Annotated in this window: 15 protein-coding genes and 1 pseudogene; 9 read left to right on the top strand and 7 right to left on the bottom strand. The window is 62.1% G+C overall.

Annotated features, from left to right (window positions below; genetic code table 11):
• Positions 1–9 precede the first annotated feature (9 nt).
• A pseudogene (locus LJE98_RS17210) lies at positions 10–291 on the bottom strand (HepT-like ribonuclease domain-containing protein); the annotation flags it as partial.
• Positions 292–293: 2 nt separating this feature from the next.
• Positions 294–1,400 carry a cytochrome c3 family protein gene (locus LJE98_RS17205; protein WP_229576440.1) on the bottom strand — a complete coding sequence of 369 codons (1,107 nt, stop codon included), beginning with the start codon at positions 1,398–1,400 and terminating at the stop codon, positions 294–296.
• A gap of 128 nt (positions 1,401–1,528) precedes the next feature.
• Between LJE98_RS17205 and LJE98_RS17200 the strand changes: the two genes are divergently transcribed.
• The 3 genes from LJE98_RS17200 to LJE98_RS17190 all read left to right on the top strand — a co-directional run bounded on the left by LJE98_RS17200 (position 1,529) and on the right by LJE98_RS17190 (position 4,655).
• On the top strand, positions 1,529–3,013 hold the full coding sequence (locus LJE98_RS17200) for a ferric reductase-like transmembrane domain-containing protein (RefSeq protein WP_229576439.1): 1,485 nt from the start codon (positions 1,529–1,531) through the stop codon (positions 3,011–3,013).
• Between the two features lie 220 nt (positions 3,014–3,233).
• Positions 3,234–3,548 (top strand): ArsR/SmtB family transcription factor, encoded by a 315-nt coding sequence (locus tag LJE98_RS17195; protein WP_229576438.1) that lies wholly within the window; start codon positions 3,234–3,236, stop codon positions 3,546–3,548.
• Positions 3,549–3,683: 135 nt separating this feature from the next.
• Positions 3,684–4,655, top strand: a complete 972-nt coding sequence (locus LJE98_RS17190; protein WP_229576437.1) for a permease — start codon at positions 3,684–3,686, stop codon at positions 4,653–4,655.
• A gap of 105 nt (positions 4,656–4,760) precedes the next feature.
• Here the strand turns inward: LJE98_RS17190 and LJE98_RS17185 are convergent, their stop codons facing one another.
• Positions 4,761–5,171, bottom strand: coding sequence for a lysozyme inhibitor LprI family protein (locus LJE98_RS17185; RefSeq protein ID WP_229576436.1), 411 nt, complete (start codon positions 5,169–5,171; stop codon positions 4,761–4,763).
• Between the two features lie 143 nt (positions 5,172–5,314).
• Between LJE98_RS17185 and LJE98_RS17180 the strand changes: the two genes are divergently transcribed.
• The 3 genes from LJE98_RS17180 (at position 5,315) to LJE98_RS17170 (ending at position 9,214) form a co-directional block, all read left to right on the top strand.
• On the top strand, positions 5,315–6,391 hold the full coding sequence (locus LJE98_RS17180) for a serine hydrolase domain-containing protein (RefSeq protein ID WP_229576435.1): 1,077 nt from the start codon (positions 5,315–5,317) through the stop codon (positions 6,389–6,391).
• 106 nt (positions 6,392–6,497) lie between these two features.
• Positions 6,498–7,904: a DegQ family serine endoprotease gene (locus tag LJE98_RS17175; RefSeq protein ID WP_229576434.1), complete on the top strand. Its 1,407-nt coding sequence runs from the start codon at positions 6,498–6,500 to the stop codon at positions 7,902–7,904.
• Positions 7,901–9,214 (top strand): replication-associated recombination protein A, encoded by a 1,314-nt coding sequence (locus tag LJE98_RS17170; protein ID WP_229576433.1) that lies wholly within the window; start codon positions 7,901–7,903, stop codon positions 9,212–9,214. The genes LJE98_RS17175 and LJE98_RS17170 overlap by 4 nt, the downstream gene beginning before the upstream one ends.
• 15 nt (positions 9,215–9,229) lie before the next feature.
• Here LJE98_RS17170 and LJE98_RS17165 read toward each other — a convergent pair whose 3' ends face one another.
• Entirely contained in the window at positions 9,230–9,541 is a 312-nt protein-coding gene (locus LJE98_RS17165) for a DUF1883 domain-containing protein (protein ID WP_229576432.1), read from the bottom strand.
• Positions 9,542–10,620: 1,079 nt separating this feature from the next.
• On the opposite strand from LJE98_RS17165, the gene LJE98_RS17160 reads away from it, so the two are divergent.
• Positions 10,621–10,905, top strand: a complete 285-nt coding sequence (locus tag LJE98_RS17160; RefSeq protein ID WP_229576431.1) for a GIY-YIG nuclease family protein — start codon at positions 10,621–10,623, stop codon at positions 10,903–10,905.
• 627 nt (positions 10,906–11,532) lie between these two features.
• Here LJE98_RS17160 and LJE98_RS20190 read toward each other — a convergent pair.
• A complete protein-coding gene (locus tag LJE98_RS20190; protein WP_267499099.1) occupies positions 11,533–11,667 on the bottom strand; it encodes a hypothetical protein in 135 nt (44 codons plus the stop codon).
• A 262-nt stretch (positions 11,668–11,929) separates the two neighbouring features.
• Positions 11,930–15,709: a vitamin B12-dependent ribonucleotide reductase gene (locus LJE98_RS17155; RefSeq protein ID WP_229576430.1), complete on the bottom strand. Its 3,780-nt coding sequence runs from the start codon at positions 15,707–15,709 to the stop codon at positions 11,930–11,932.
• 843 nt (positions 15,710–16,552) lie between these two features.
• Between LJE98_RS17155 and LJE98_RS17150 the strand changes: the two genes are divergently transcribed.
• Positions 16,553–18,463: a methyl-accepting chemotaxis protein gene (locus LJE98_RS17150; RefSeq protein ID WP_229576429.1), complete on the top strand. Its 1,911-nt coding sequence runs from the start codon at positions 16,553–16,555 to the stop codon at positions 18,461–18,463.
• Between the two features lie 186 nt (positions 18,464–18,649).
• The gene (locus tag LJE98_RS17145) at positions 18,650–19,279 is read left to right on the top strand and encodes an NAD(P)H-binding protein (protein WP_229576428.1); all 630 of its coding nucleotides are present in this window, start codon (positions 18,650–18,652) and stop codon (positions 19,277–19,279) included.
• Between the two features lie 34 nt (positions 19,280–19,313).
• Here LJE98_RS17145 and LJE98_RS17140 read toward each other — a convergent pair whose 3' ends face one another.
• Positions 19,314–20,141: a DUF1206 domain-containing protein gene (locus LJE98_RS17140; RefSeq protein ID WP_229576427.1), complete on the bottom strand. Its 828-nt coding sequence runs from the start codon at positions 20,139–20,141 to the stop codon at positions 19,314–19,316.
• Positions 20,142–20,187: the final 46 nt, after the last annotated feature.

Here is a 20,187-nt window from a genome sequence, read left to right as displayed (position 1 = left end):
CGACCAGATCACGTCATCGGCAATCTTGTGATACCCGTGGCGCAGTAGATTGCCTATACCATGGATCTGTATCCAGGGTCTGTCAGGTGCATGGATCAGGAGGTCATCCGGCAGGCGCCCCAATGCCGCAGAGATGATTTGGAGTGCCCCTTGCACGGCCAATTGCGGCACCCGTCTTGTTTGCAATCGCCCGATGATTTGCCAACGGGTTACTGTTCGTTTGCCCCGAAGGCGTCCGGCACTGCTATCGAGACCGCCGGCATTGCGCACCGGCGGCGGCCGGAGGGTCATCCTCAGGGGCGGGACACATCCGCCATGTCGATCTCCACCGCCGCTGCCAGGCTTTCCAGGCTGTCATGCAGCAATTGCAGCAGATAGGCCGGATTGTGGACATAACCCGCCGGGTCCTTTGCCACGACCTGATAGTTATAGGCGGCCTTCAGCAGGCGAGGGGACCAGGCCTTGTAGGCATTGTCACGCACCGCCTCGTCGTCGCTGATCGCGCCGTCTCCGTCAGTATCCGCGAAGAAATAGGGATGCCGTCCCTTGTTGTAGCCGATCGGTGCGTCGAGCACGGCGTCCGAATAGGCCTGGATCGCAGCGTAGAGCCGCTCATGCAGGGTGGTGATCTCGCCATGCACACCTTCCTGGATGTTGCCGTCACCGTCAAAATCGCTGTGCCGCATGCGGATGTCGCGTATATTGTCCACGCCGCGATGACAGGTCATGCAACTGTCTTCGGCCACCTTCGTCGTGTGCGGATCATGACAGGCGACACAGCTGTTGTTGCTGGGAACGTGCTGGAAGCGTCCGGCATAGGTCTTGCCGGGATAGTGGTAGCCGCTGGCCGTGTCCGCTCCATGCATTGTCGCGGCGGCCACGGCGTAGTGAATGTTGATGAAGGCGAGATCGGCCGAAATCGCGTCTTCGTCGATGGTCCCCACCGCCTTTGTCAGCGCCGCACCGGACTGACGGCCCTGGTGGCAGACGGTACAGGTGGCAGAGCCGCCCAGTTCGCCCACCTCGACGCCCGAAGGGAAGCGGACGGAGTCCAGCGCATTGGCTTCGGTGGTATGGCAGGTGGCGCAGCCGACGGGCGAGTTGATGACGCCGGGCTGCTCGACGCTGCCTTTGGCACTTCCGTCGACGCCGAGATAATCGAGGAACCCCGTCTCGGAGTGACAGGTGGCGCAATTCGTCGGCACCTCGCCCTCCTTGTTCCAATAGGTAAAGGACAGGGAGTGGTAATCGCCATGCGGCGATGCGAGCCATGCCTCGACCAGTTTTGTGATCGGGGATGCGTCGTTCGCCCCTGCCGAAACGGGTGTGAACAGCAGGACGGTCAGTGCCAGCAGGCGGGCAAGGCTGATGAAACAGCGGGTCGGCTTTCGCAGCGTCATGGGATCCTCCTCGGTCGTGCATGTCGTGGCGATGGTGGGATCATGACCCGCCTTGGCGCTGCGGGATATGACCGAGATCAATTCCGGACTGAATTTATGCTGCTAGAAGGGGAGGCAAGGAGGAGCCCATGACCGATACCGCGATGCCCGGCATGGGCGCCATGCCGTCTCGATCCTCGCGCCGGATGCCTCGTCTGCCGGCGGGAATTCTGGCGGCCCTCTATCTCGGGCTCTGCATCCTGCCGCTCGTCCTGTCCTTGCCAGCGGATGTTTCGCCGCCCGATCCGCTGGAGCGGCTGGCCGCCGGGCTTGGCATGGTGGGATTGGCCGGCATGGCCGTGCAATTCGTCACCTCCGGTCGCTTCGACATCGTCTCGGGTCGGCTTGGCATCGACAGGATCATGGCTTTTCACAAGCTGGCCGCCTGGTGGGTTCTGCTGGCCATCGTTCTGCACCCGGTCGCTTATGTCGCGCCCACCTGGCTTGAGGATCCAGCCCTCGGCCGGGAGCGCTTGGTCGCCTACCTGACCTTGCCGCATTATCGCTCCGGCGTGGTGGCCTGGGCAGCCCTTGTTTTCTTGGTTCTGTCCTCGGCCCTCCGCAACCGTCTGCCCTGGCGCTACGAGGTCTGGCGGGCAACGCATCTCGTCCTGGGCACGGTGGCCACGGCCGGCGGACTGCATCACGCCATCGTTGCCGGCCGGTTTGCGGCCGGTGGTCCGGTGGGCGTCTACTGGTGGCTCGTCGCAAGTGCCATCGTCGCCGTGCTCTCTGTCCTCTACGGCTATCGCTGGCTGAACCTGCATCGCCGGCCATGGCGACTTCATTCCGTCACGCGCCGGGCAGACCGCCTCTGGGAACTCGACATCCAGCCTGCCCCGGGAACCCCGCCGCTCGACTATAACGCCGGCCAGTTCGTCTGGATGACCGAGGGCGCCAGACGTTTCCCGCTGCTGGATCATCCCTTTTCGATTGCCGATAGCCCGACCCGTCACGGTCTCAGCCTGATTATCAAGGAGGCCGGCGATTTCACCGGCCGCATCGGCAGCCTGGAGCCCGGCACGCCTGTTGGCATTGACGGCCCCTATGGCGAATTTTTCCTTGAGGCATATCCTGCAGATGCGGTGCTCCTGATTGCCGGCGGCGTCGGCATCGCCCCGATCCTTGGCATCCTGCGCGATCTGGTCGCGCGTCGCGACAAGCGTCCGGTGCGCCTCGCCTATGCCGTAGGCACGCCGAAGAACTTCGCCTGTCTGGAAGAGATCGCCGCTGCCGGCGCCGAGCTCGACCTTGAGGTCCTCTTGATCAGCGAAGAGGAGCCGTCAGGCTGGCAGGGTGCGGTAGGTCGTCTTGATCGCGCCCGGCTGAAGGATCTCCTGAACGGGATAGAGCCGTCGGCCTGTGTCGCCCTGATGTGTGGTCCAGGCGCTATGGTCTCGGCCGTGTCCGACACACTGCTCGACCTCGGCCTTCCCATGAAGAACGTTGTCTATGAGCGCTTCGACTACGCCGGAGGGGCTTCCTCGCGCCAGGATCGCCGGCGCAGCCTCGCCTTTCTAGGTGTAGCCGCAGTTCTGGGGGCTTCCGTGTTGCTTTATTATTGGGGGGGATGACCGGCAAAGCGCGCGCGATGAAGCCATTGGTGTCTCACGATGCGGTGTTTTGCTCAGATGGGGACGCCGCTAATGCTCGAAATCGCTCAGCGCGGTTTCGAGCATTTTTGTCCCCGGCAGCAAGCCAGGCTGGCTCCGAGCGCTCAGGAGCATTGGTGGTAGCCACGCCATTTTCAAAAGGCATGTTTACAAAACTATATTTCTAGTTATATTGGCAGCCATGATGGACCACACCACCGCCGCTCTTTCACTCGCTGCCCTTGGCCATGACACGCGCCTGACAATATTCCGGCTCTTGGTGCGGGCCGGAAATGATGGCCTGAACATCGGCGAAATCGGCCAACATCTGGAGATGGCGGCGTCAACGCTTGCCTACCATCTCAAGACGTTGGTGGATGCCGGGCTTGTAACCCAGGAGCGGCAGGGGCGGCAGATCGTGAACCGCGTAGATTATGACGTCATGCATCAGACTGTGTCGTTCTTGACATCGGAATGTTGTGCGGGAGTAAAGCTCACACAGGAGGACGCTGCATGATGGATACAGCTCTTTTTTGCGCTTCAAATAAACTATAAATCTAAGGATTTGGATATGAGTGAGCTTAGCTCTAGTGCCCCGCGTTGGACCAGTGGTCTCCTCCATCGGTTTTGGACAAAGGAAAAGGTTTGGCTTGTGTCAGCAGGCATTCTTGTCCTGCTGTTGATCCTCGCGCCGACCCTTGGTCTGACGACCACGGCTTTCGTCGCGCAGAATCTCGCCAACATAGCCCCCTTCCTTGCGCTTTCCGTAGGGATCGCAGCTTATGCGGGGGCCACAGGCGCTGACGGACTGATCGCACGGGCCTTTACCGGATCTCCCGCCATGATGATCTTCGTCGCGGCCCTTGTCGGCGGGCTTTCTCCATTCTGTTCCTGCGGCGTCATTCCCCTCATCGCCGCCCTGCTGGCGATGGGCGTTCCGCTTTCCGCTGTCATGGCGTTCTGGCTTGCCTCGCCGGTGATGGATCCATCGATGTTCGTTCTCACGGCAGGCGTTCTGGGCATCGAGTTTGCCATCGGAAAAGCGATCGCTGCCGTAAGCTTGGGTATTTTTGGTGGCTTCGTGGTTCACACGCTTTCCAGTTCCGGTGCTCTCTCCGATCCCCTGCGCGACGGTGTGGGAAATGGCGGTTGCGGGGGTGCAAAGGTCCGCACGGTTCGGCCAGTCGTCTGGAAATTCTGGAGCGATGATGAACGTGTTTCCAAATTCTGGCGCGAAGGCATCAAGACCACGCTTTTTCTCGCCAAATGGCTGACCCTCGCCTTCATCCTCGAAAGCCTGATGCTGGGATGGCTGCCTGCCGATCTGGTTGCAAGCTTGCTTGGCGGCTCAGGCATTGCCCCAATTGGTATTGCAACCCTCGTGGGCGTGCCTGCCTATCTGAACGGCTATGCTGCTCTGCCGCTGGTCGGCGGCCTGATGGGGCAGGGCATGGCACCCGGCGCCGGCATGGCGTTTCTGGTTGCAGGCGGGGTTAGCTCACTGCCCGCTGCCATTGCCGTCTGGGCCCTGGTCAAAAGGGAAGTGTTCTTTCTGTATCTCGGCCTTGCCTTGGCAGGCTCATTCGTCATCGGCGTGTTGTTTCAGCTGTGGACTGCGCTTTAGAGAGAACTCTACTCTCGACAAAAAATTGCAGGCCTTCATCAGAGGCCTGCAATCACCGTATCGGAACCAACGCAGGAATGCGGAAGCCCCTCGTTATTGCGCCGTTCAGGGCGTGGATGGAATGGCGTCATTGCTTGGTGCAGCACCCTCGATCAGGCTCAACACCTCACCGACGCCGCTTCGCAACTCTGCCATGCGACTGGCATAGGCGGCGGCCAGGCAGTCGAGGCTTGCTCCACAGGCACGGCGTTCTTCAAGCCATTCGATCTGCGCCGTTTCCAGTGCGCCACGGCTGCCCATCGGCAGAACCTCGCGAAGGAGTTCGAATGTCGTTGCCATGCGCACATCCATGTCGTTCAGATCGATGTTCTGGCAGATCGCCGCCTCGTCGGCCGCAAGGCCGGCCGCACGGCAGCTGAAACTCGCCGCCTGCGCGGGGGCGGGCAGTGCCGTGACCGTTACCATGGTCGCGAGGAGTGAAGCGGCCGCCGCTCCGACGGCTGAAATTTTCCACATGATAGGCCTCCTTTCTTGTTGGAGGGGGAACGGGTGTGCCACTGTATCGTTCCGCCGGACGGAAAGCCCCACCGCCTTCACAATGGGGTGACCTCGCCGGTTCAAGGTCTTTCATCGACCGTGTTGGAGACTACCTAGCAGAGATGAAGAGACGAGATTTCCTGCCACTCCTGGGCGCCGTTGCCCTTATCCCGATGTGTCCATTGTCGATCGCCCGAGCCCAGTCCGCGTCCGCCGAGGCGCCGGCCGGCGGCCCGCAGCCTGCGGCCTTGGTCGATCTTGATGCCTTGCGGCCCCGTATCGCGACCCTTCTCGAAGAGGCGCGTCGCCTCGACACGCTGGAAACGGTGATCGCCACCTGCAACGGCGAAACGCTGGGTGAACGCGCCTATGGCAACAGCTCGCTCACCGGCTCCACCAACATCAAGTCGGCGTCGAAATGCGTGGTCTCGGCCCTTGTTGGCATCGCCATCGACAAGGGCTTGCTGGATGGGGTCGACCAGAAGATCGAAACCGTACTGCGCGCGGAATTTCCCGCAAATCCCGATCCGCGCCTGTCACAGGTTACGATTGGCCATCTGCTGTCCATGCGCGCAGGTCTGGATCGCATGTCGGGGCCGAATTACGGTCGCTGGGTCGCGAGCCGCAACTGGACGCGTTTTGCGCTGGCCGCCGATTTCGTCGGCGAACCGGGCGGCGACATGCTCTATTCGACCGCATCCACCCACCTTCTGTCCGTCATTCTCACCAAGGTTTCCGGCAAGCCGACGCTTTCGCTGGCAAGGGAGTGGCTCGGCCCCCTTGAGGGGTTCCGCATCGGCTCATGGCACCGTGACCCGCAAGGCTATTATCTGGGTGGCAACCAGATGGCCATGACCCCGCGTTCGCTGCATGCCTTCGGCGAGCTATATCGGCGTGGCGGCGTGACCGGGGACGGCACCCGGCTCATCTCGGAGAACTGGATCCGCGAGAGCTGGATGCGTCGCACCAACTCCGTCTTCAGCGGCGATGGTTACGGCTATGCCTGGTTCCTCAAGGAAATGGGCGGCGAGCAGGTCAATTATGCCTGGGGTTACGGCGGCCAGATGCTCTACATCACGCCGAGCCTCGGTCTCACCGTCGCCATGACATCGAACGAGTCCGCACCTTCCGCCCGCACCGGCTACCGCGACGAACTGCACCGCCTGATGACACGCATCATCGAAACCGTTGCGACTTGAGCTGAAAGCGCGTTATCCCCATCTGCGATGGAACTTCCTTGCTTCTGCCTATTTCAGGACGCAGGAACCCGGACTAGAACGTCCATATTGCATGAAGGATCTTCGCATGCCGCGTTTCGACCGCCTCAAATCCGCTGCCGTTGTCGTTGCCCTGATGGTGCCGCTCTCTGCCTCAGCCCTGGCGCAGGACAAGGCAGTCCCGCAGAGCCAGCTGGAGATGCAGCTCTCATTCGCGCCGCTGGTCAAGCAGGCGCGGGGCGCCGTGGTGAATGTCTATGCCGAGCGCCTCGTCCAGCGCCGCTCGAACCTGTTTGCCGGCGATCCTTTCTTCGAGCAGTTTTTCGGCCAGCGCATGCCCAACCGGACCGAGAAGCAATCCTCCCTCGGCTCTGGCGTGATCGTCGAGGCGAATGGCACGGTCGTGACCAACAATCACGTCATTGACGGCGCCGACGACATCAAGGTGGCACTCGCCGACGGCCGCGAATTTCCGGTCAAGGTGGTGCTGAAGGATGACCGTCTCGATCTTGCGGTGCTGAAGTTCGAGACCGGCGAGGCCATGCCGACGCTGCCGATCGGCGATTCTGACGCGACCGAGGTCGGCGACCTCGTGCTGGCCATCGGCAACCCCTTCGGCGTCGGCCAGACGGTGACCTCGGGCATCGTCTCGGCGCTCGCGCGCAACCAGGTGACGGAGGGTGACTTCGGCTTCTTCATCCAGACCGATGCCGCGATCAATCCCGGCAATTCGGGTGGTGCGCTGGTCGACATGAAGGGGCAGCTGATCGGCATCAACACCGCGATCTTCTCCAAGGGGGGCGGCTCCAACGGGGTCGGTTTCGCCATTCCCGCCAATCTCGTGCGCGTCTTCCTCGATGCCGCCGACCGGGGCGAGGCGAGTTTCGAGCGGCCGTATGTCGGGGCAAGTTTCGAGCCCGTCACGTCCGATGTCGCCGAAGCACTGGGCCTGAAAACGGTGCGCGGGGCACTCGTCGTGCGCATCGCCGAGGATGGCCCGGCCGCCAGGGCGGGCCTCAAGCCCGGCCAGGTGGTCACCGCCGTCAACGACATTCTCGTCGAACATCCCGATGCACTCGGCTATCGCCTGACCACCGCAGGACTGGGCAAGAAGGCCGAGTTGACGGTGCAGGAGGATGGCCGCGAGGAGAAAATCGCGATCACGCTGGCGGCCGCCCCCGAAACCCGGCCGCGCGACATCCAGCTCATCGAGGGCCGCAGCCCCTTTGCCGGCATCCGCGCCGGCAACCTCTCGCCGCGCCTTGCCTATGAGCTCAAGATGGTCTCCGAGACGACCGGTGTCGTGGTCACCGAAGTCGTGCGCGGCTCGCCCGCGGCCCGGCTCGGTTTTGCGCCGCGCGACATCGTCGTTGCCATCAACGGCGAGGAGATCGCTTCGGTCGACGATCTCCAGAGGATCGCCGAAAGCGATGCCGGTTTCTGGCGGGTCGAGATCGACCGCAATGGTCAACGCATCCGGCAGATCTTTCGATGAGTGATCTCTTCGCGCCGCAGATATCCAAGGAAATGGCCGAGCGCCGCCCGCTCGCCGACCGCCTGCGGCCGAAGAACCTTGCCGAAGTCACCGGCCAGGAACACCTGACCGGTGATGACGGCGTGCTTGCGCGCATGATCGCCTCGGGCTCGCTCGGCTCGATGATCTTCTGGGGGCCGCCCGGCACGGGCAAGACCACCGTCGCCCGGCTGCTCTCGGGCGAGGCAGGCCTTGCCTTCGAGCAGATCTCGGCGATCTTTTCCGGCGTCGCCGACCTGAAGAAGGTTTTCGAAAGTGCGCGCCTGCGCCGGATGGAGGGCCGCCAGACCCTGCTTTTCGTCGACGAGATCCACCGCTTCAACCGCGCCCAGCAGGACAGTTTCCTGCCGGTCATGGAGGACGGCACAGTCATCCTCGTTGGCGCGACGACGGAGAATCCGAGCTTCGAGCTCAACGCCGCTCTTCTGTCGCGGGCAAGGGTCCTGACCTTCAGGAGCCATGATGCCGAGAGCATCGAGACGCTTCTGAAGCGCGCCGAAGAGACCGAAGCCAAGCCGCTGCCGCTGGATGCCGACGCCCGCCAGGCCCTCATCCGCATGGCCGATGGCGATGGCCGCGCCTCCCTGACGCTGGCGGAAGAAGTCTGGCGCGCTGCCCGGCCTGGCGAGGTCTTCGACACCGAGGGCCTGGGGCGGATCGTCCAGCGCCGTGCCCCGGTCTACGACAAGGGCCAGGACGGCCACTACAATCTGATCTCTGCCTTGCACAAGGCGGTGCGCGGCTCCGATCCGGATGCCGCCCTCTACTACCTCTGCCGCATGTTCGATGCCGGCGAAGACCCGCTCTATCTCGGTCGCCGCCTCGTGCGCATGGCGGTCGAGGATATTGGTCTCGCCGACCCGCAGGCGCTGGTCGTCTGCAATGCCGCCAAGGACGCCTATGACTATCTCGGTTCGCCCGAAGGGGAACTCGCGCTCGCCCAGGCCTGCGTCTATCTGGCGACCGCACCGAAATCGAACGGCGTCTATGTCGCCTACAAGGCGGCAATGCGGGCGGCCAAGGAGCACGGCTCGCTGCTGCCGCCCAAGCATATCCTGAACGCCCCGACCAAGCTGATGAAGGCGGAGGGCTATAACGAGGGCTATCGCTACGATCACGACGAGCCGGACGCCTTTTCCGGCCAGAACTACTTCCCCGAAAAGATGGGCCGCCACACCTTCTATGATCCGCCGGAGCGCGGTTTCGAGCGGGAGATCAGGAAACGGCTCGACTGGTGGTCGAAGCTGCGGCGTGAGCGGGGCGAGGGGTAGGAACCGCCCCGGCGCTCAGGATGCCTTCTGTTTCGGCTGGGTGGCTGGCGCCGCGATCATCTTGACCTTGGATTCGGCGAGCCCGTGATGGCCCTCCATGTCGACGATCAGATGCCAGTGGCCGCTTTCCGGGATGACGATGTTGAGCGGGGATTTTTTCGCCACGCCGCCCAGAAACTTGAAGTCGAGCGTTTCCTTGAACCGCTGGAAATTCGTCGGCGTCATCAGCCGCACATTGTTCACCGCCGAGAGCGTCACCTCGATGATCGTGCCGGCACGCTGGTCCTTGAGGTCGTAATGGGTAAAGCGGAAGGTCGGTTTGGACATTTCGCTCGGGTCTCCGTTCGGCTTTTTACGGTGTTCTAATCTACACCAAGGCCGTTAAGGAAGCGTTTGCCCGGGGCCAATCCGGCATGGGGCAGGACGGACTTTCTTGCGACGATACTGAACTGTCAAATAACCCAAGCTTCGCCGCCGGTCGGGATCGCTCCCTCCGGGTGGGCTGAAACTTTCCTCGGGTTGAACCCGAGGATCGGACGAGGCGCCAGAAGCAACCTGTCTAAGTAGTGTATGTGGCTCCTTCCGGCGCCCCGTTCGGCGTCTTGTCCCGCTGCATGCGTCTCTCTGGCAAGGCGGCGACGGTCCTCGTCATCCTCGTCCTCGGGTTTAACCCGAGGATGACCCGAGGACCGAGGATTGACCGGGCGCAGGGTCCGGCTGCGGCGTCACCATAAGATGACGCTTCAGCCTGGCCGGTGGCCCGGGAGGTTCCCGCCGGATGGTGCACCAATCCGACCGGGACCCTCGCCCGGGGGATGGGGCTTTGGTCATTTGCGACCTCACCGTCATCCCCGCCGTTTTGTCCGCCCCGCCATCGGTCAAATTCGCGACGGCGTGGGCGCCTTGTCTGTGTGCCTCTGAGGCACGTCCTTCCGATCAGGGTATCAGTGACGAGAGCATCCGACCCCGTCACCTCAGCCCCTCGTCCGGAGGGAGACCGTTGCAGAGGGCCGGGGATTTGCACTTGCGACAGTGCTCGCCCCCGGCGCCGGCCCCGCCTCGCCTGACATCGCATCGTCAGATGTATCCGAGGGCGGGACGGGGATGAGTCTACAAGGGTGGAAATGGGCGGGGATGAAAAAACTTTGTTTTGTTGAATTCGTTGGGGGATTCTTGGAAGTCGTCCCCCTTTTTCAGCAGGGGCGGCATTTTCTCGTGATCCGTCTGGCGTGGGAAGGCCTGTGTCTGGATCCTCGGGTCAAGCCCGAGGATGACGACCCTTGGGGGGGAGGGTATTCTCCGCAGGCCTCGCGCGATGAAGACGGTAGAGGAGGATACCGCAGCTTCCCCACCCTCCGTCATCCTCGGGCTTGACCCGAGGATCCAGACGCAAGCACACTGCACGCATGGCGGGATATGTCTACATCGTCACCAACCACAAGCGCGGCACCCTCTATATTGGCGTAACCTCCGATCTGGAGCGACGGATCTACGAGCATCGGGAAGGTCAGACGCCAGGCTTCGCGTCCAGGTATGGCTGCCGGCAACTGGTCTGGTACGAGGAGCACGACAGCATCGGTACGGCGATCCAGCGGGAGAAGTCGCTGAAGCGCTGGTACCGGCAGTGGAAGATCGAGCTGATCGAGGGTTTCAATCCGGACTGGCGGGATTTGTATTACGAGTTGATGTGAGGGTGTGCTTTCCGCTGCCGGTGAAGGGCTTGTGTCTGGATCCTCGGGTCATCCTCGGGTTAAACCCGAGGACGAGGATGACGACCTTTGGGGTGAGGTAAGGGTATTCTCCTCAGGCCTTGTGCTATGAAGACAGTAGAGGAGGATACTCGCAGCTCCCATGCTCCGTCCCGCCTGGCAGGATCTGCATTGCGAGTTGATGTCAAGGTTCCGGTGGTCCTTGGTGCCGGGCGCTGCCGTTGAAGGCCTTGTGTCTGGATCCTCGGGTCAAGCCCGAGGATGACGACCTTGGGGGGCTGGGTATTCTCCTCTGGCCTCGCGCAAGGACGACGGTAGAGGAGGATACCAGCAGAATCCCCACCCTCCGTCATCCTCGGGCTTGACCCGAGGATCCAATCACAAGCCTCGGGATGCCCGATCAGGGCCAAACCTTGAGATTTCGCAAGAGAGGGGCTCGGTGAGGTCGTCGTCCACAGAACTGTGCCCCTCTCCAAGAATATCAGGCGGCTTGCGCGCGCCTAAGCCTTCGATTTTTCGTCCTCCCCCGCAAGGGGGGAGGTGGGAGCCGCGACCTCAAAGTGATGATTTAAGCCACCCGCAAGTTGGTACCTGCGGGTGGCAGCTACATCACTTCTTTTTATTCGGCGCTTGCGTCAGCGCCGAAGCTGCGACCTTCTTCACTGCAGAAGGTGTTTTCGGATTGCTCAACAGCTTTCCAGCGGTCGATGCAACAGACTTCGAGGTACGTTCATTTCGAGCCATGGGGATCTCCCTGTCAATGGCCTCCGAAGCTACCTCGACTCTGAGACTCAACTCCCCTATTTTCACCGTGCTACAGGCAAGGGATTTGAGTCTCTTAGCCCCGCGTGGGCTTCGGCCTTTTCGCGGTGTACAAAGCCGGAACCGAGAGGTTTCGGCTTTGTCATTTCTGAGCTCAGCGATTTGGCCGAATCTCGTTTTGTTCTACTATGCTTTCCGGCCCGAGGTTTCCCCCGGGCCGAAATCTAACTCAAAACTCAGCTAATCAGCTGCACCCGCTCGTCGCACCACACGTGTCGCACTTCTCGCAGGTCCCGTTCCGCACCATCGTGAAGTTCTGGCATTCCGAGCACATGTTGCCCGTATAGCCTTGCGCGATGGAGCGCATGCGGCGGGTGGCCTCAAGCTGCTTGGCATCCGCCTTGGCCTTGGCGGCCTCGTCGGCGGACGTGTCGGAGAACAGGCCGTCGTCGGCGATCTCCTCGGCCAGTTCCACGGCGCGTTCCTCGTAGTCGCGCTTGAAGGACACGACTTCGGACGTTGCGATCGCGGTCGTCACTTCGAGCTTGCGGGCGGTGTTGCCGGCCGACGAGAAGGCGGTGACGGTCGAGGCCTTGGCGGGGGCTGATGTCGCGGCACCCTTGGGGTCGGCGCCAGACGCAGCAGGCGTATGGCTGGAGACGAGCGTCGGCTTGTAACCGCGGGTCAGACCCTTGGAGACGACATCCGCCTTGCCTTCCTTGACGCCACGGCCGAGTGCGGTCGTGGAGAAGTCCGATGTGTCGACATGCGCCAGATCGTTGCGACCGAGATAGGAGATCGCAAGCTCGCGGAAGACGTAGTCGAGGATCGACGTCGCATTCTTGATCGCGTCATTGCCGGTGACCATGCCGGCCGGCTCGAACTTGGTGAAGGTGAAGGCGTCGACATATTCCTCGAGCGGCACGCCATACTGCAGGCCGAGCGAGACGGAGATGGCGAAGTTGTTGATGAAGGCGCGCAGCGCCGAGCCTTCCTTGTTCATGTCGAGGAAGATTTCGCCCAGACGCCCGTCGTCATATTCGCCGGTGCGCAGGAAGATGGTGTGACCACCGATCTTGGCTTTCTGGGTGTAACCCTTGCGGCGGGTCGGCAGCTTTTCCTGCTCGCGCACGACACGGTCGACGATGCGCTCGACGATGCGTTCCGTGATGGTGACGGCCTGGGCCGCCATCGGCTGGGCCAGCAGTTCCTCGACGCCGTCCTCGTCATCCTCGTCCTCGATCAGCGAGGCATTGAGCGGCTGGGAAAGCTTCGAGCCGTCGCGGTAAAGCGCATTGGCCTTCAGTGCCAGCTTCCAGGACAGCATGTAGGCGGCACCGCAATCCTCGACGGTGGCTTCGTTCGGCATGTTGATCGTCTTGGAGATCGCACCCGAGATGAAGGGCTGGGCCGCTGCCATCATGCGGATGTGGGATTCGACCGAGAGATAACGCTTGCCGATCTTGCCGCAGGGGTTGGCGCAATCGAAGACGGGCAGGTGCTCCTTCTTGAGGAAGGGGGCGCCTTCCAGCGTCATCGCACCGCAGACATGGATGTTCGCAGCCTCGATGTCCTTCTTGGCGAAGCCCATGTGCTCGAGCAGGTTGAAGCTCATGTCGGTGAGCTGCTCGTCGGAGACCTTGAGCGTCTCCTTCAGGAAGTCGGCGCCGAGCGTCCACTGGTTGAAGACGAACTTGATGTCGAAGGCGGCCTTCAGCGCGCCATTGACGGCTTCGATCTTCTCGTCGGTGAAGCCCTTGGCCTTCAGCGTCGAGGGATTGATGCCCGGTGCCTGGTTGAGATTGCCATGGCCGACGGCATAGGCGTCGATCTCGGCGATCTGGCTCTCCGAATAACCGAGCGTGCGCAGCGCTTCCGGAACGGCCGCATTGATGATCTTGAAATAGCCGCCACCGGCGAGCTTCTTGAACTTCACCAGCGCGAAGTCGGGCTCGATGCCGGTCGTGTCGCAGTCCATGACCAGACCGATCGTGCCGGTCGGCGCGATGACCGAGACCTGGGCATTGCGGTAGCCGTGCTTTTCGCCCAGTTCCAGCGCCTTGTCCCAGGCAGCCGTCGCATGGGTGATCAGATCGGGATCCGTGCAGTCGGCATGGATGAGCGGAACCGGGTTGACCGACAGGCCCTCGTAACCGAAGGCGAGGCCCTGGGCGGCGCGGCGATGGTTGCGGATGACGCGCAGCATGTTGTCGCGGTTCGGCGCAAAGCCCGGGAAGGGGCCGAGTTCCGAGGCGATTTCGGCAGACGTCGCATAGGAGACGCCGGTCATGATGGCGGTCAGCGCACCGCAGATGGCACGGCCTTCGGCGCTGTCATAGGGAATGCCGGACGACATCAGGAGACCGCCGATATTCGCATAGCCGAGGCCGAGCGTACGGTATTCGTAGGAACGTTCGGCGATCTGGCGCGACGGGAACTGCGCCATCATCACGGAGACTTCGAGCACGACGGTCCACAGACGAACGGCATGTTCGTAATCGGCGATGTCGATGTTCTTGGTCGTCTGATCCTTGAACTGCAGCAGGTTCAGCGAGGCCAGGTTGCAGGCGGTGTCGTCGAGGAACATGTATTCCGAGCACGGGTTCGACGCGCGGATCGAGCCGGCGGCCGGGCAGGTGTGCCAGTCGTTCATCGTCGTGTTGAAATGCAGGCCGGGATCTGCCGATGCCCAGGCGGCATAGGAGATTTTTTCCCACAGGTCGCGGGCCTTCAAGGTCTTCATCACCTTGCCGTCCTTGCGGGCGGTGAGGTTCCAGTCGCCGTCATTTTCGACCGAGCGCAGGAAGTCGTCCTTCAGCGAGACGGAATTGTTCGAATTCTGGCCCGACACGGTGAGATAGGCTTCCGAATCCCAGTCGGTGTCATAGGTCTTGAATTCGAGATCCTTGTAGCCCTGCTGGGCGAACTGGATGACGCGCTTGATGTAGTTTTCCGGAACCTGATCCTTCTTCGCGGCCTTGATTTCGCGCTTGAGGGCTGGGTTCTCGTTCGGGTCGAAGCAGGCGCCGTTGTCGGCCTCGCAATTGACGCAGGCCTTCATGATCGCCTTCAGATGACGGGCGACGATCTTCGAGCCGGTGACGAGGGCTGCCACCTTCTGCTCTTCCTTCACCTTCCAGTCGATATAGGCTTCGATGTCCGGATGGTCGATGTCGACGACGACCATCTTGGCCGCACGGCGGGTGGTGCCACCCGACTTGATCGCGCCGGCAGCCCGGTCGCCGATCTTCAGGAAGGACATGAGACCGGACGAGCGACCGCCGCCCGAGAGCCGTTCGCCTTCGCCGCGCAGATAGGAGAAGTTGGAGCCGGTGCCGGAGCCGTATTTGAACAGACGCGCTTCGCGGACCCAGAGGTCCATGATGCCGCCTTCGTTGACCAGGTCGTCCTCGACGGACTGGATGAAGCAGGCATGCGGCTGCGGATGCTCATAGGACGACTTCGACTTCACCAGCTTGGCCGTGAAGGGGTCGACATAGAAATGTCCCTGGCCGGGGCCGTCGATGCCATAGGCCCAGTGCAGGCCGGTGTTGAACCACTGCGGCGAATTCGGCGCGACGCGCTGGGTGGCCAGCATATAGGCGAGCTCGTCCTTGAAGGCGGCAGCGTCTTCTTCGGAGGTGAAATACTTGCCCTTCCAGCCCCAATAGGTCCAGGTGCCGGCCAGGCGATCGAAGACCTGGCGAGCATCGGTTTCCGAGCCGTAGCGCTCGTTTTCGGGCAGGCTGGCCATGGCCTTCTCGTCGGCGACAGACCGCCAGAGGAAGGAGGGAACGTCGTTCTCCTCGACCTTCTTCAGGATCTTCGGCACGCCGGCCTTGCGGAAATATTTCTGGGCGAGAATGTCGGCCGCCACCTGGCTGAACTGTGCGGGCACGTCGATGTCGGCAAGACGAAATACGATTGAGCCGTCGGGGTTCTTGATCTCGCTGATGGCCTTGCGGAACTCGATCTCCGCATAAGCGGACTGTCCCGGTTTGGTGAAGCGACGTTCAATGCGCATCTGCCTGTGTCCCTCGATCTAGGGCGCCGAAAACCCGGCGCGTAAAATTGCGTAACGCCTGCACGCAGAACCGCGCAGCCGCCGACTTGCTTATCCTTCAGGTGATTCATCCGGAGATGATTGCACCCTCTATATTGTGGTGATGGTGGCTGCAAATACTAAATATAGTTTTACCACACAAATGCCGCCAGGCCCAAATACCCCGCCGGGCGGTCAAAAATCGCACAATTTTCCTCTCGCAGGCGACGTCGTCAAAACGTCGTTCCGCATCCAAGAAAGCCGCTACAATGTTTGATGAAACCCGGCCTCGTTCATGCCCGGTCCAGTCGCCGCCGCAACAGGGTCCATTAACATCGTCCTCACTGATTCCGTCAAGGGGTGGTCTTTGAAGGAAATGTTAACGCTATATGTTGTGGTGTTAGATTGTGGATAACGGGCAAAAGAGCGAAGTCACGGGAATGACACGGCTTTCTCGGACGGTGTTACGTGTGCGGCAGCGGATGTGATGCAGAGTGTGAATTATCCCTGGGTAGATTTCGTGCCGAAACGGGCCGTTTTCGCCGACTTTGATGCGTCGAAGACACGCCGCCACAAGATTTAGGGGGCGATGCCAAAAATCTGGGGATGAGTCGCGCGTCAAATCTGCTTGACACAATTGCCGGACCAGAGGTGCTGCGGCCCGGCGAGCGGGTTTGCCGTTGCAGTGCACAAATTCGTGGCTTTTTTCAACGAAATCGCAACATGTCGCGATTACGACAAGGGAAGAACAGTATGGAATGAGCTCCATGCCCGGCCGCGACAGGCCGCCTGCCAGGAGGGCGGGTCGCGCGGAGTGAGCTTTCCATGTCTATTGCCAATCTATCCATTTTGAAGAAAGTCAGTCTCGTCGTCGTCCTGATGGGCGTCGCTGCTGCGGCGATTGCGGCGGTCGGTGCAAGCGGCCTGTCCTCCCTGGGCTCTGCCCTCAAGGATACCGGTGCACGCGAAGAGGTCGCCCGTGAGGCCATGGACCTGCGTGTCGACATCATCGCGATTTCCCGCATGACCTACCAGCTGGCGCTTGCGCCGGAAAAGGCCGCCGATTTTGCCGCCGAGACCGACAAGCGCGCGGCCGAAATGCTCGCCCGCCTGCCGAAGATCGCGACCACGGCCAGCCCGGCCGAGGCACAGATCCTCGACCGCACCAGGACCGCGCTCGATGCTTATTTCAACCAGATCCGCGCCATGGTGGCCGTTGCCGCCACGCCTGCCGGCCAGGACCTCGCAGCCATGAAGGCCGAGCTCGACAAGGCGCTCGAGGCTCAGAAGACGGTGACGTCGGTGGTCAAGGAGTATTCGACCTCGTCTGCCGAAAGCCTGAAGGCTTCGCGTGAAGATGCGCTGGCCGCTTCCGGCTTCACAATGCTGGTGCAGATCATCACCGCCGGCGTGTGCATCGTCGCAGGCGTTGCGATCAGCTTCCTGCTGGCCCGTCGCGGCATCGTCAATCCGATCCGCAGCCTGACGGCCGTCATGACCGAAATGGCCTCCGGCAAGGTCGGCGACGCGATTGACGGCACCGAGCGCCGGGATGAAATCGGCGAGATGGCGCGCGCGCTCGAAGTCTTCCGCACCAATGAAGCGCAGATGCGCGCCATGGAAACGCAGGAAGCGGCTCTGCATGCCCAGAGCAAGGATCTTCAGACCTCGATCAGCGATATCGTGGCGGCAGCAGCAGCCGGCGACTTCTCCAAGCGTATTTCCAAGACCTATGACGACGCCGATCTGCAGCGCTTCGCGGGCTCGGTCAACGAGCTGGTCGAAAGCGTCGACCGCGGCGTGAGCGAAGTCCGCCGCGTCATCGCAGCACTTGCCGATGCCGACCTGACCCATGACATGGACGGCCAGTTCCAGGGCGCCTTTGCCGAACTGCAGGGCAACGTCAACCAGACCATGGCGGTGCTTCGCCAGACCATGCAGAACATCCTGACGGCCGCCGGCACGATCACCGGCAATTCCGGCGAACTCTCTTCGGCCGCCAACCAGCTCGCCCGCCGCACGGAGCAGCAGGCAGCCTCGCTGGAAGAGACCGCCGCAGCCCTCGAGGAGATCACCACCACGGTCAAGACCTCCACCCAGCGCGCCAAGGAAGCCTCGCACATGGTCGACGAGACCAAGTCGAGCGCTGGCAAGTCGGGCGATATCGTCCGCAACGCGATCGACGCCATGGGCCGGATCGAGCAGTCCTCGCAGAAGATCAGTCAGATCATCTCGGTCATCGACGAAATCGCCTTCCAGACCAATCTCCTGGCGCTGAATGCCGGCGTCGAGGCCGCCCGTGCCGGTGAAGCCGGCCGTGGTTTCGCCGTTGTCGCCCAGGAAGTGCGTGAACTGGCCCAGCGCTCGGCCAATGCCGCAAAGGAGATCAAGACGCTGATCCACACCTCGGCCGAGGAAGTGAAGGGCGGCGTGTCGCTCGTGCTTTCCACCGGCGAGGCGCTGAAGGAGATCGAATCGCTGGTCAACCGCGTCAACGACCACGTCGTGACGATCGCCCGCGCGGCCGAAGAACAGTCGGCAGCCCTCGGCGAGATCAACACCTCGGTCAATCACATGGACCAGATGACCCAGCAGAACGCCGCCATGGTCGAAGAAACCACGGCTGCCAGCCAGGTTCTCGCCGGCGAAGCCCGCCAGCTGCAGGCGCAGCTCGCCCGCTTCAAGCTGGAAGGCGGCGCGTCCGCTGGCAGCGCAGGTTACCGCGCGGCGGCCTGAGGCTTGTCACTAATTCGCTAATTCGCTAATTCGCTAATTCGCGAAGCAGAAGCGTCACACCCGTGTGGCGCTTCTTTCGTTTGTGCGATGGAAAGGGCAGGATGGCTGGGCATTGGACTTAGCGTCGGCCTTGTTCTGTCTGGCAGGCTGGCGTGCGTAGTCGTTGGATTGAGGAGATACGAGATCATGCATCTGTTGTTGTTGGGCGCTACCGGACTTGTCGGCAGCCATGTTCTCGAGGCGGCGCTCGCCGATCCGCGGATCACTGCGGTGACCGCCCCGACCCGGCGACCACTGCCGTCGCGGCCGGGTCTGTCGGCGCCGGTCCTGGATTTCGACTCGCTTCCGCAGGATCCCGCAGTCTGGACTGTCGATGCTGTAATCTGCGCGCTCGGCACGACCATCAAGACAGCCGGATCTCGCGAGCGCTTCCATCGGGTCGACCATGACATTCCGCTCGAGATCGCCAGACTTGCGAAGGCCCATGGCGCCCGGACCTTCGTGCTCAATTCGGCGAAAGGTGCTGATGTGAAATCGTGGTTCTTCTACAGTCGGGTAAAAGGCGAGACCGAACAGGACATTCTGGGCCTCGGGTTCGAGCGAACGGTCCTGGTGCGACCCGGCCTGATCGACGGCCCTCGTCCCGAGCCGCGCCCTGTGGAGAAATGGGCGGGCAAAGTGCTTTCCGTGTTGGGGCCGCTTCTGCCCTTGTCGATGAAGGCGAACCCGCCTGAAGCGATCGCCCGCGCCATGCTCGCCGCCGCCATATCATCGGCGCCGGGCGTGACAATCGTGCCGTCGCAGGATCTGCACTGACGGCCGCCGAGACCATTGGCGACCGTCTGTCGGTTCAGCTTGCACGACCAAGCGGAAGCTCTCGGCGGATGTCGCCAACCTCGGGCACGTTGATGCGGCGGTAGCGCGCCTCCACAAAATTGTAGATGCCGAAGGCAGCAAGACCAACCGCGACGATGGCGTAGATGACGCCGCCGAAAGGAAGCCGCTGGACCCAGGCCAGCGCATCGGCCATCCCACCCGCCTGATCGGGATCGACGGTGAAGGCCGCGTAGAGGAAAAACACACCGATTATGCCGAAGACCGCGCCGCGAGCGACCAGGCCATAGATCGAAATCAGGACGGCGGGGGTGTTCTTGTCTGCATCCAGCGCCAGATAGCGCCCGAATTTGCGCCTGATGCCCTTCAATGCGGTGATGATGCCGCCGATGACGAAGCCCAGGCCGATGAGACCGGCAATATAGCGGCCAAAAGGCTGGGCCATAACCCAGGCGGCCAGCCCCTCTTCGCCACCGGATCCGCCGCCGCTCGACATGTGCAAGGCCATCGTCAGGCTGGTAAGGGCAAGGCCCGCATAGGTGATGGCGCTGCCGAAGAGGGCTGCACGGATTACATAGCCCTTCAGGTCATCATCCTGGCCATCGGCATTGGCGAGCGATTGGGCAAGCCTCCAGATGACGAAGCCGGCAAGCCCCAGTCCGATCAACCCGATCCAGATCCGCCCGAACGGTTGCTGCAGGAGTGCAGTCAGTGCAGACTGGGTGTCCGGTCTGCCGCCGGCAACGCTGGAAAACAGGGCAAGCGCCGCAATCAGCAGGAAGACAACGCCGCGCGCGCCGTAGCCCGCACGTGCCAGCAAGTGAAATTTTGACCGCGTGTTCATGGGAACCCTCTCTTGATACCAAGGGAGAACGGAAGCCACGCCCAAC

The sequence above is a fragment of the Rhizobium sp. 'Codium 1' genome (genome assembly GCF_020889605.1).
GTDB classification, from domain to species: Bacteria; Pseudomonadota; Alphaproteobacteria; order Rhizobiales; family Rhizobiaceae; genus Allorhizobium; species Allorhizobium algae.
Note: the sequence above shows the minus strand (reverse complement) of the source record. Positions and strands in the feature narration are given on the sequence as shown.

What these genes read in the sequence shown, in the direction of transcription:
- LJE98_RS17155 (WP_229576430.1), bottom strand. Translation starts at nt 15,709, where the DNA reads ATGCGCATTGAACGTCGCTTCACCAAACCGGGACAGTCCGCTTATGCG.
- LJE98_RS17150 (WP_229576429.1), top strand. Translation starts at nt 16,553, where the DNA reads ATGTCTATTGCCAATCTATCCATTTTGAAGAAAGTCAGTCTCGTCGTC.
- LJE98_RS17145 (WP_229576428.1), top strand. Translation starts at nt 18,650, where the DNA reads ATGCATCTGTTGTTGTTGGGCGCTACCGGACTTGTCGGCAGCCATGTT.
- LJE98_RS20190 (WP_267499099.1), bottom strand. Translation starts at nt 11,667, where the DNA reads ATGGCTCGAAATGAACGTACCTCGAAGTCTGTTGCATCGACCGCTGGA.
- LJE98_RS17200 (WP_229576439.1), top strand. Translation starts at nt 1,529, where the DNA reads ATGACCGATACCGCGATGCCCGGCATGGGCGCCATGCCGTCTCGATCC.
- LJE98_RS17175 (WP_229576434.1), top strand. Translation starts at nt 6,498, where the DNA reads ATGCCGCGTTTCGACCGCCTCAAATCCGCTGCCGTTGTCGTTGCCCTG.
- LJE98_RS17195 (WP_229576438.1), top strand. Translation starts at nt 3,234, where the DNA reads ATGATGGACCACACCACCGCCGCTCTTTCACTCGCTGCCCTTGGCCAT.
- LJE98_RS17160 (WP_229576431.1), top strand. Translation starts at nt 10,621, where the DNA reads ATGGCGGGATATGTCTACATCGTCACCAACCACAAGCGCGGCACCCTC.
- LJE98_RS17140 (WP_229576427.1), bottom strand. Translation starts at nt 20,141, where the DNA reads ATGAACACGCGGTCAAAATTTCACTTGCTGGCACGTGCGGGCTACGGC.
- LJE98_RS17180 (WP_229576435.1), top strand. Translation starts at nt 5,315, where the DNA reads ATGAAGAGACGAGATTTCCTGCCACTCCTGGGCGCCGTTGCCCTTATC.
- LJE98_RS17205 (WP_229576440.1), bottom strand. Translation starts at nt 1,400, where the DNA reads ATGACGCTGCGAAAGCCGACCCGCTGTTTCATCAGCCTTGCCCGCCTG.
- LJE98_RS17165 (WP_229576432.1), bottom strand. Translation starts at nt 9,541, where the DNA reads ATGTCCAAACCGACCTTCCGCTTTACCCATTACGACCTCAAGGACCAG.
- LJE98_RS17170 (WP_229576433.1), top strand. Translation starts at nt 7,901, where the DNA reads ATGAGTGATCTCTTCGCGCCGCAGATATCCAAGGAAATGGCCGAGCGC.
- LJE98_RS17185 (WP_229576436.1), bottom strand. Translation starts at nt 5,171, where the DNA reads ATGTGGAAAATTTCAGCCGTCGGAGCGGCGGCCGCTTCACTCCTCGCG.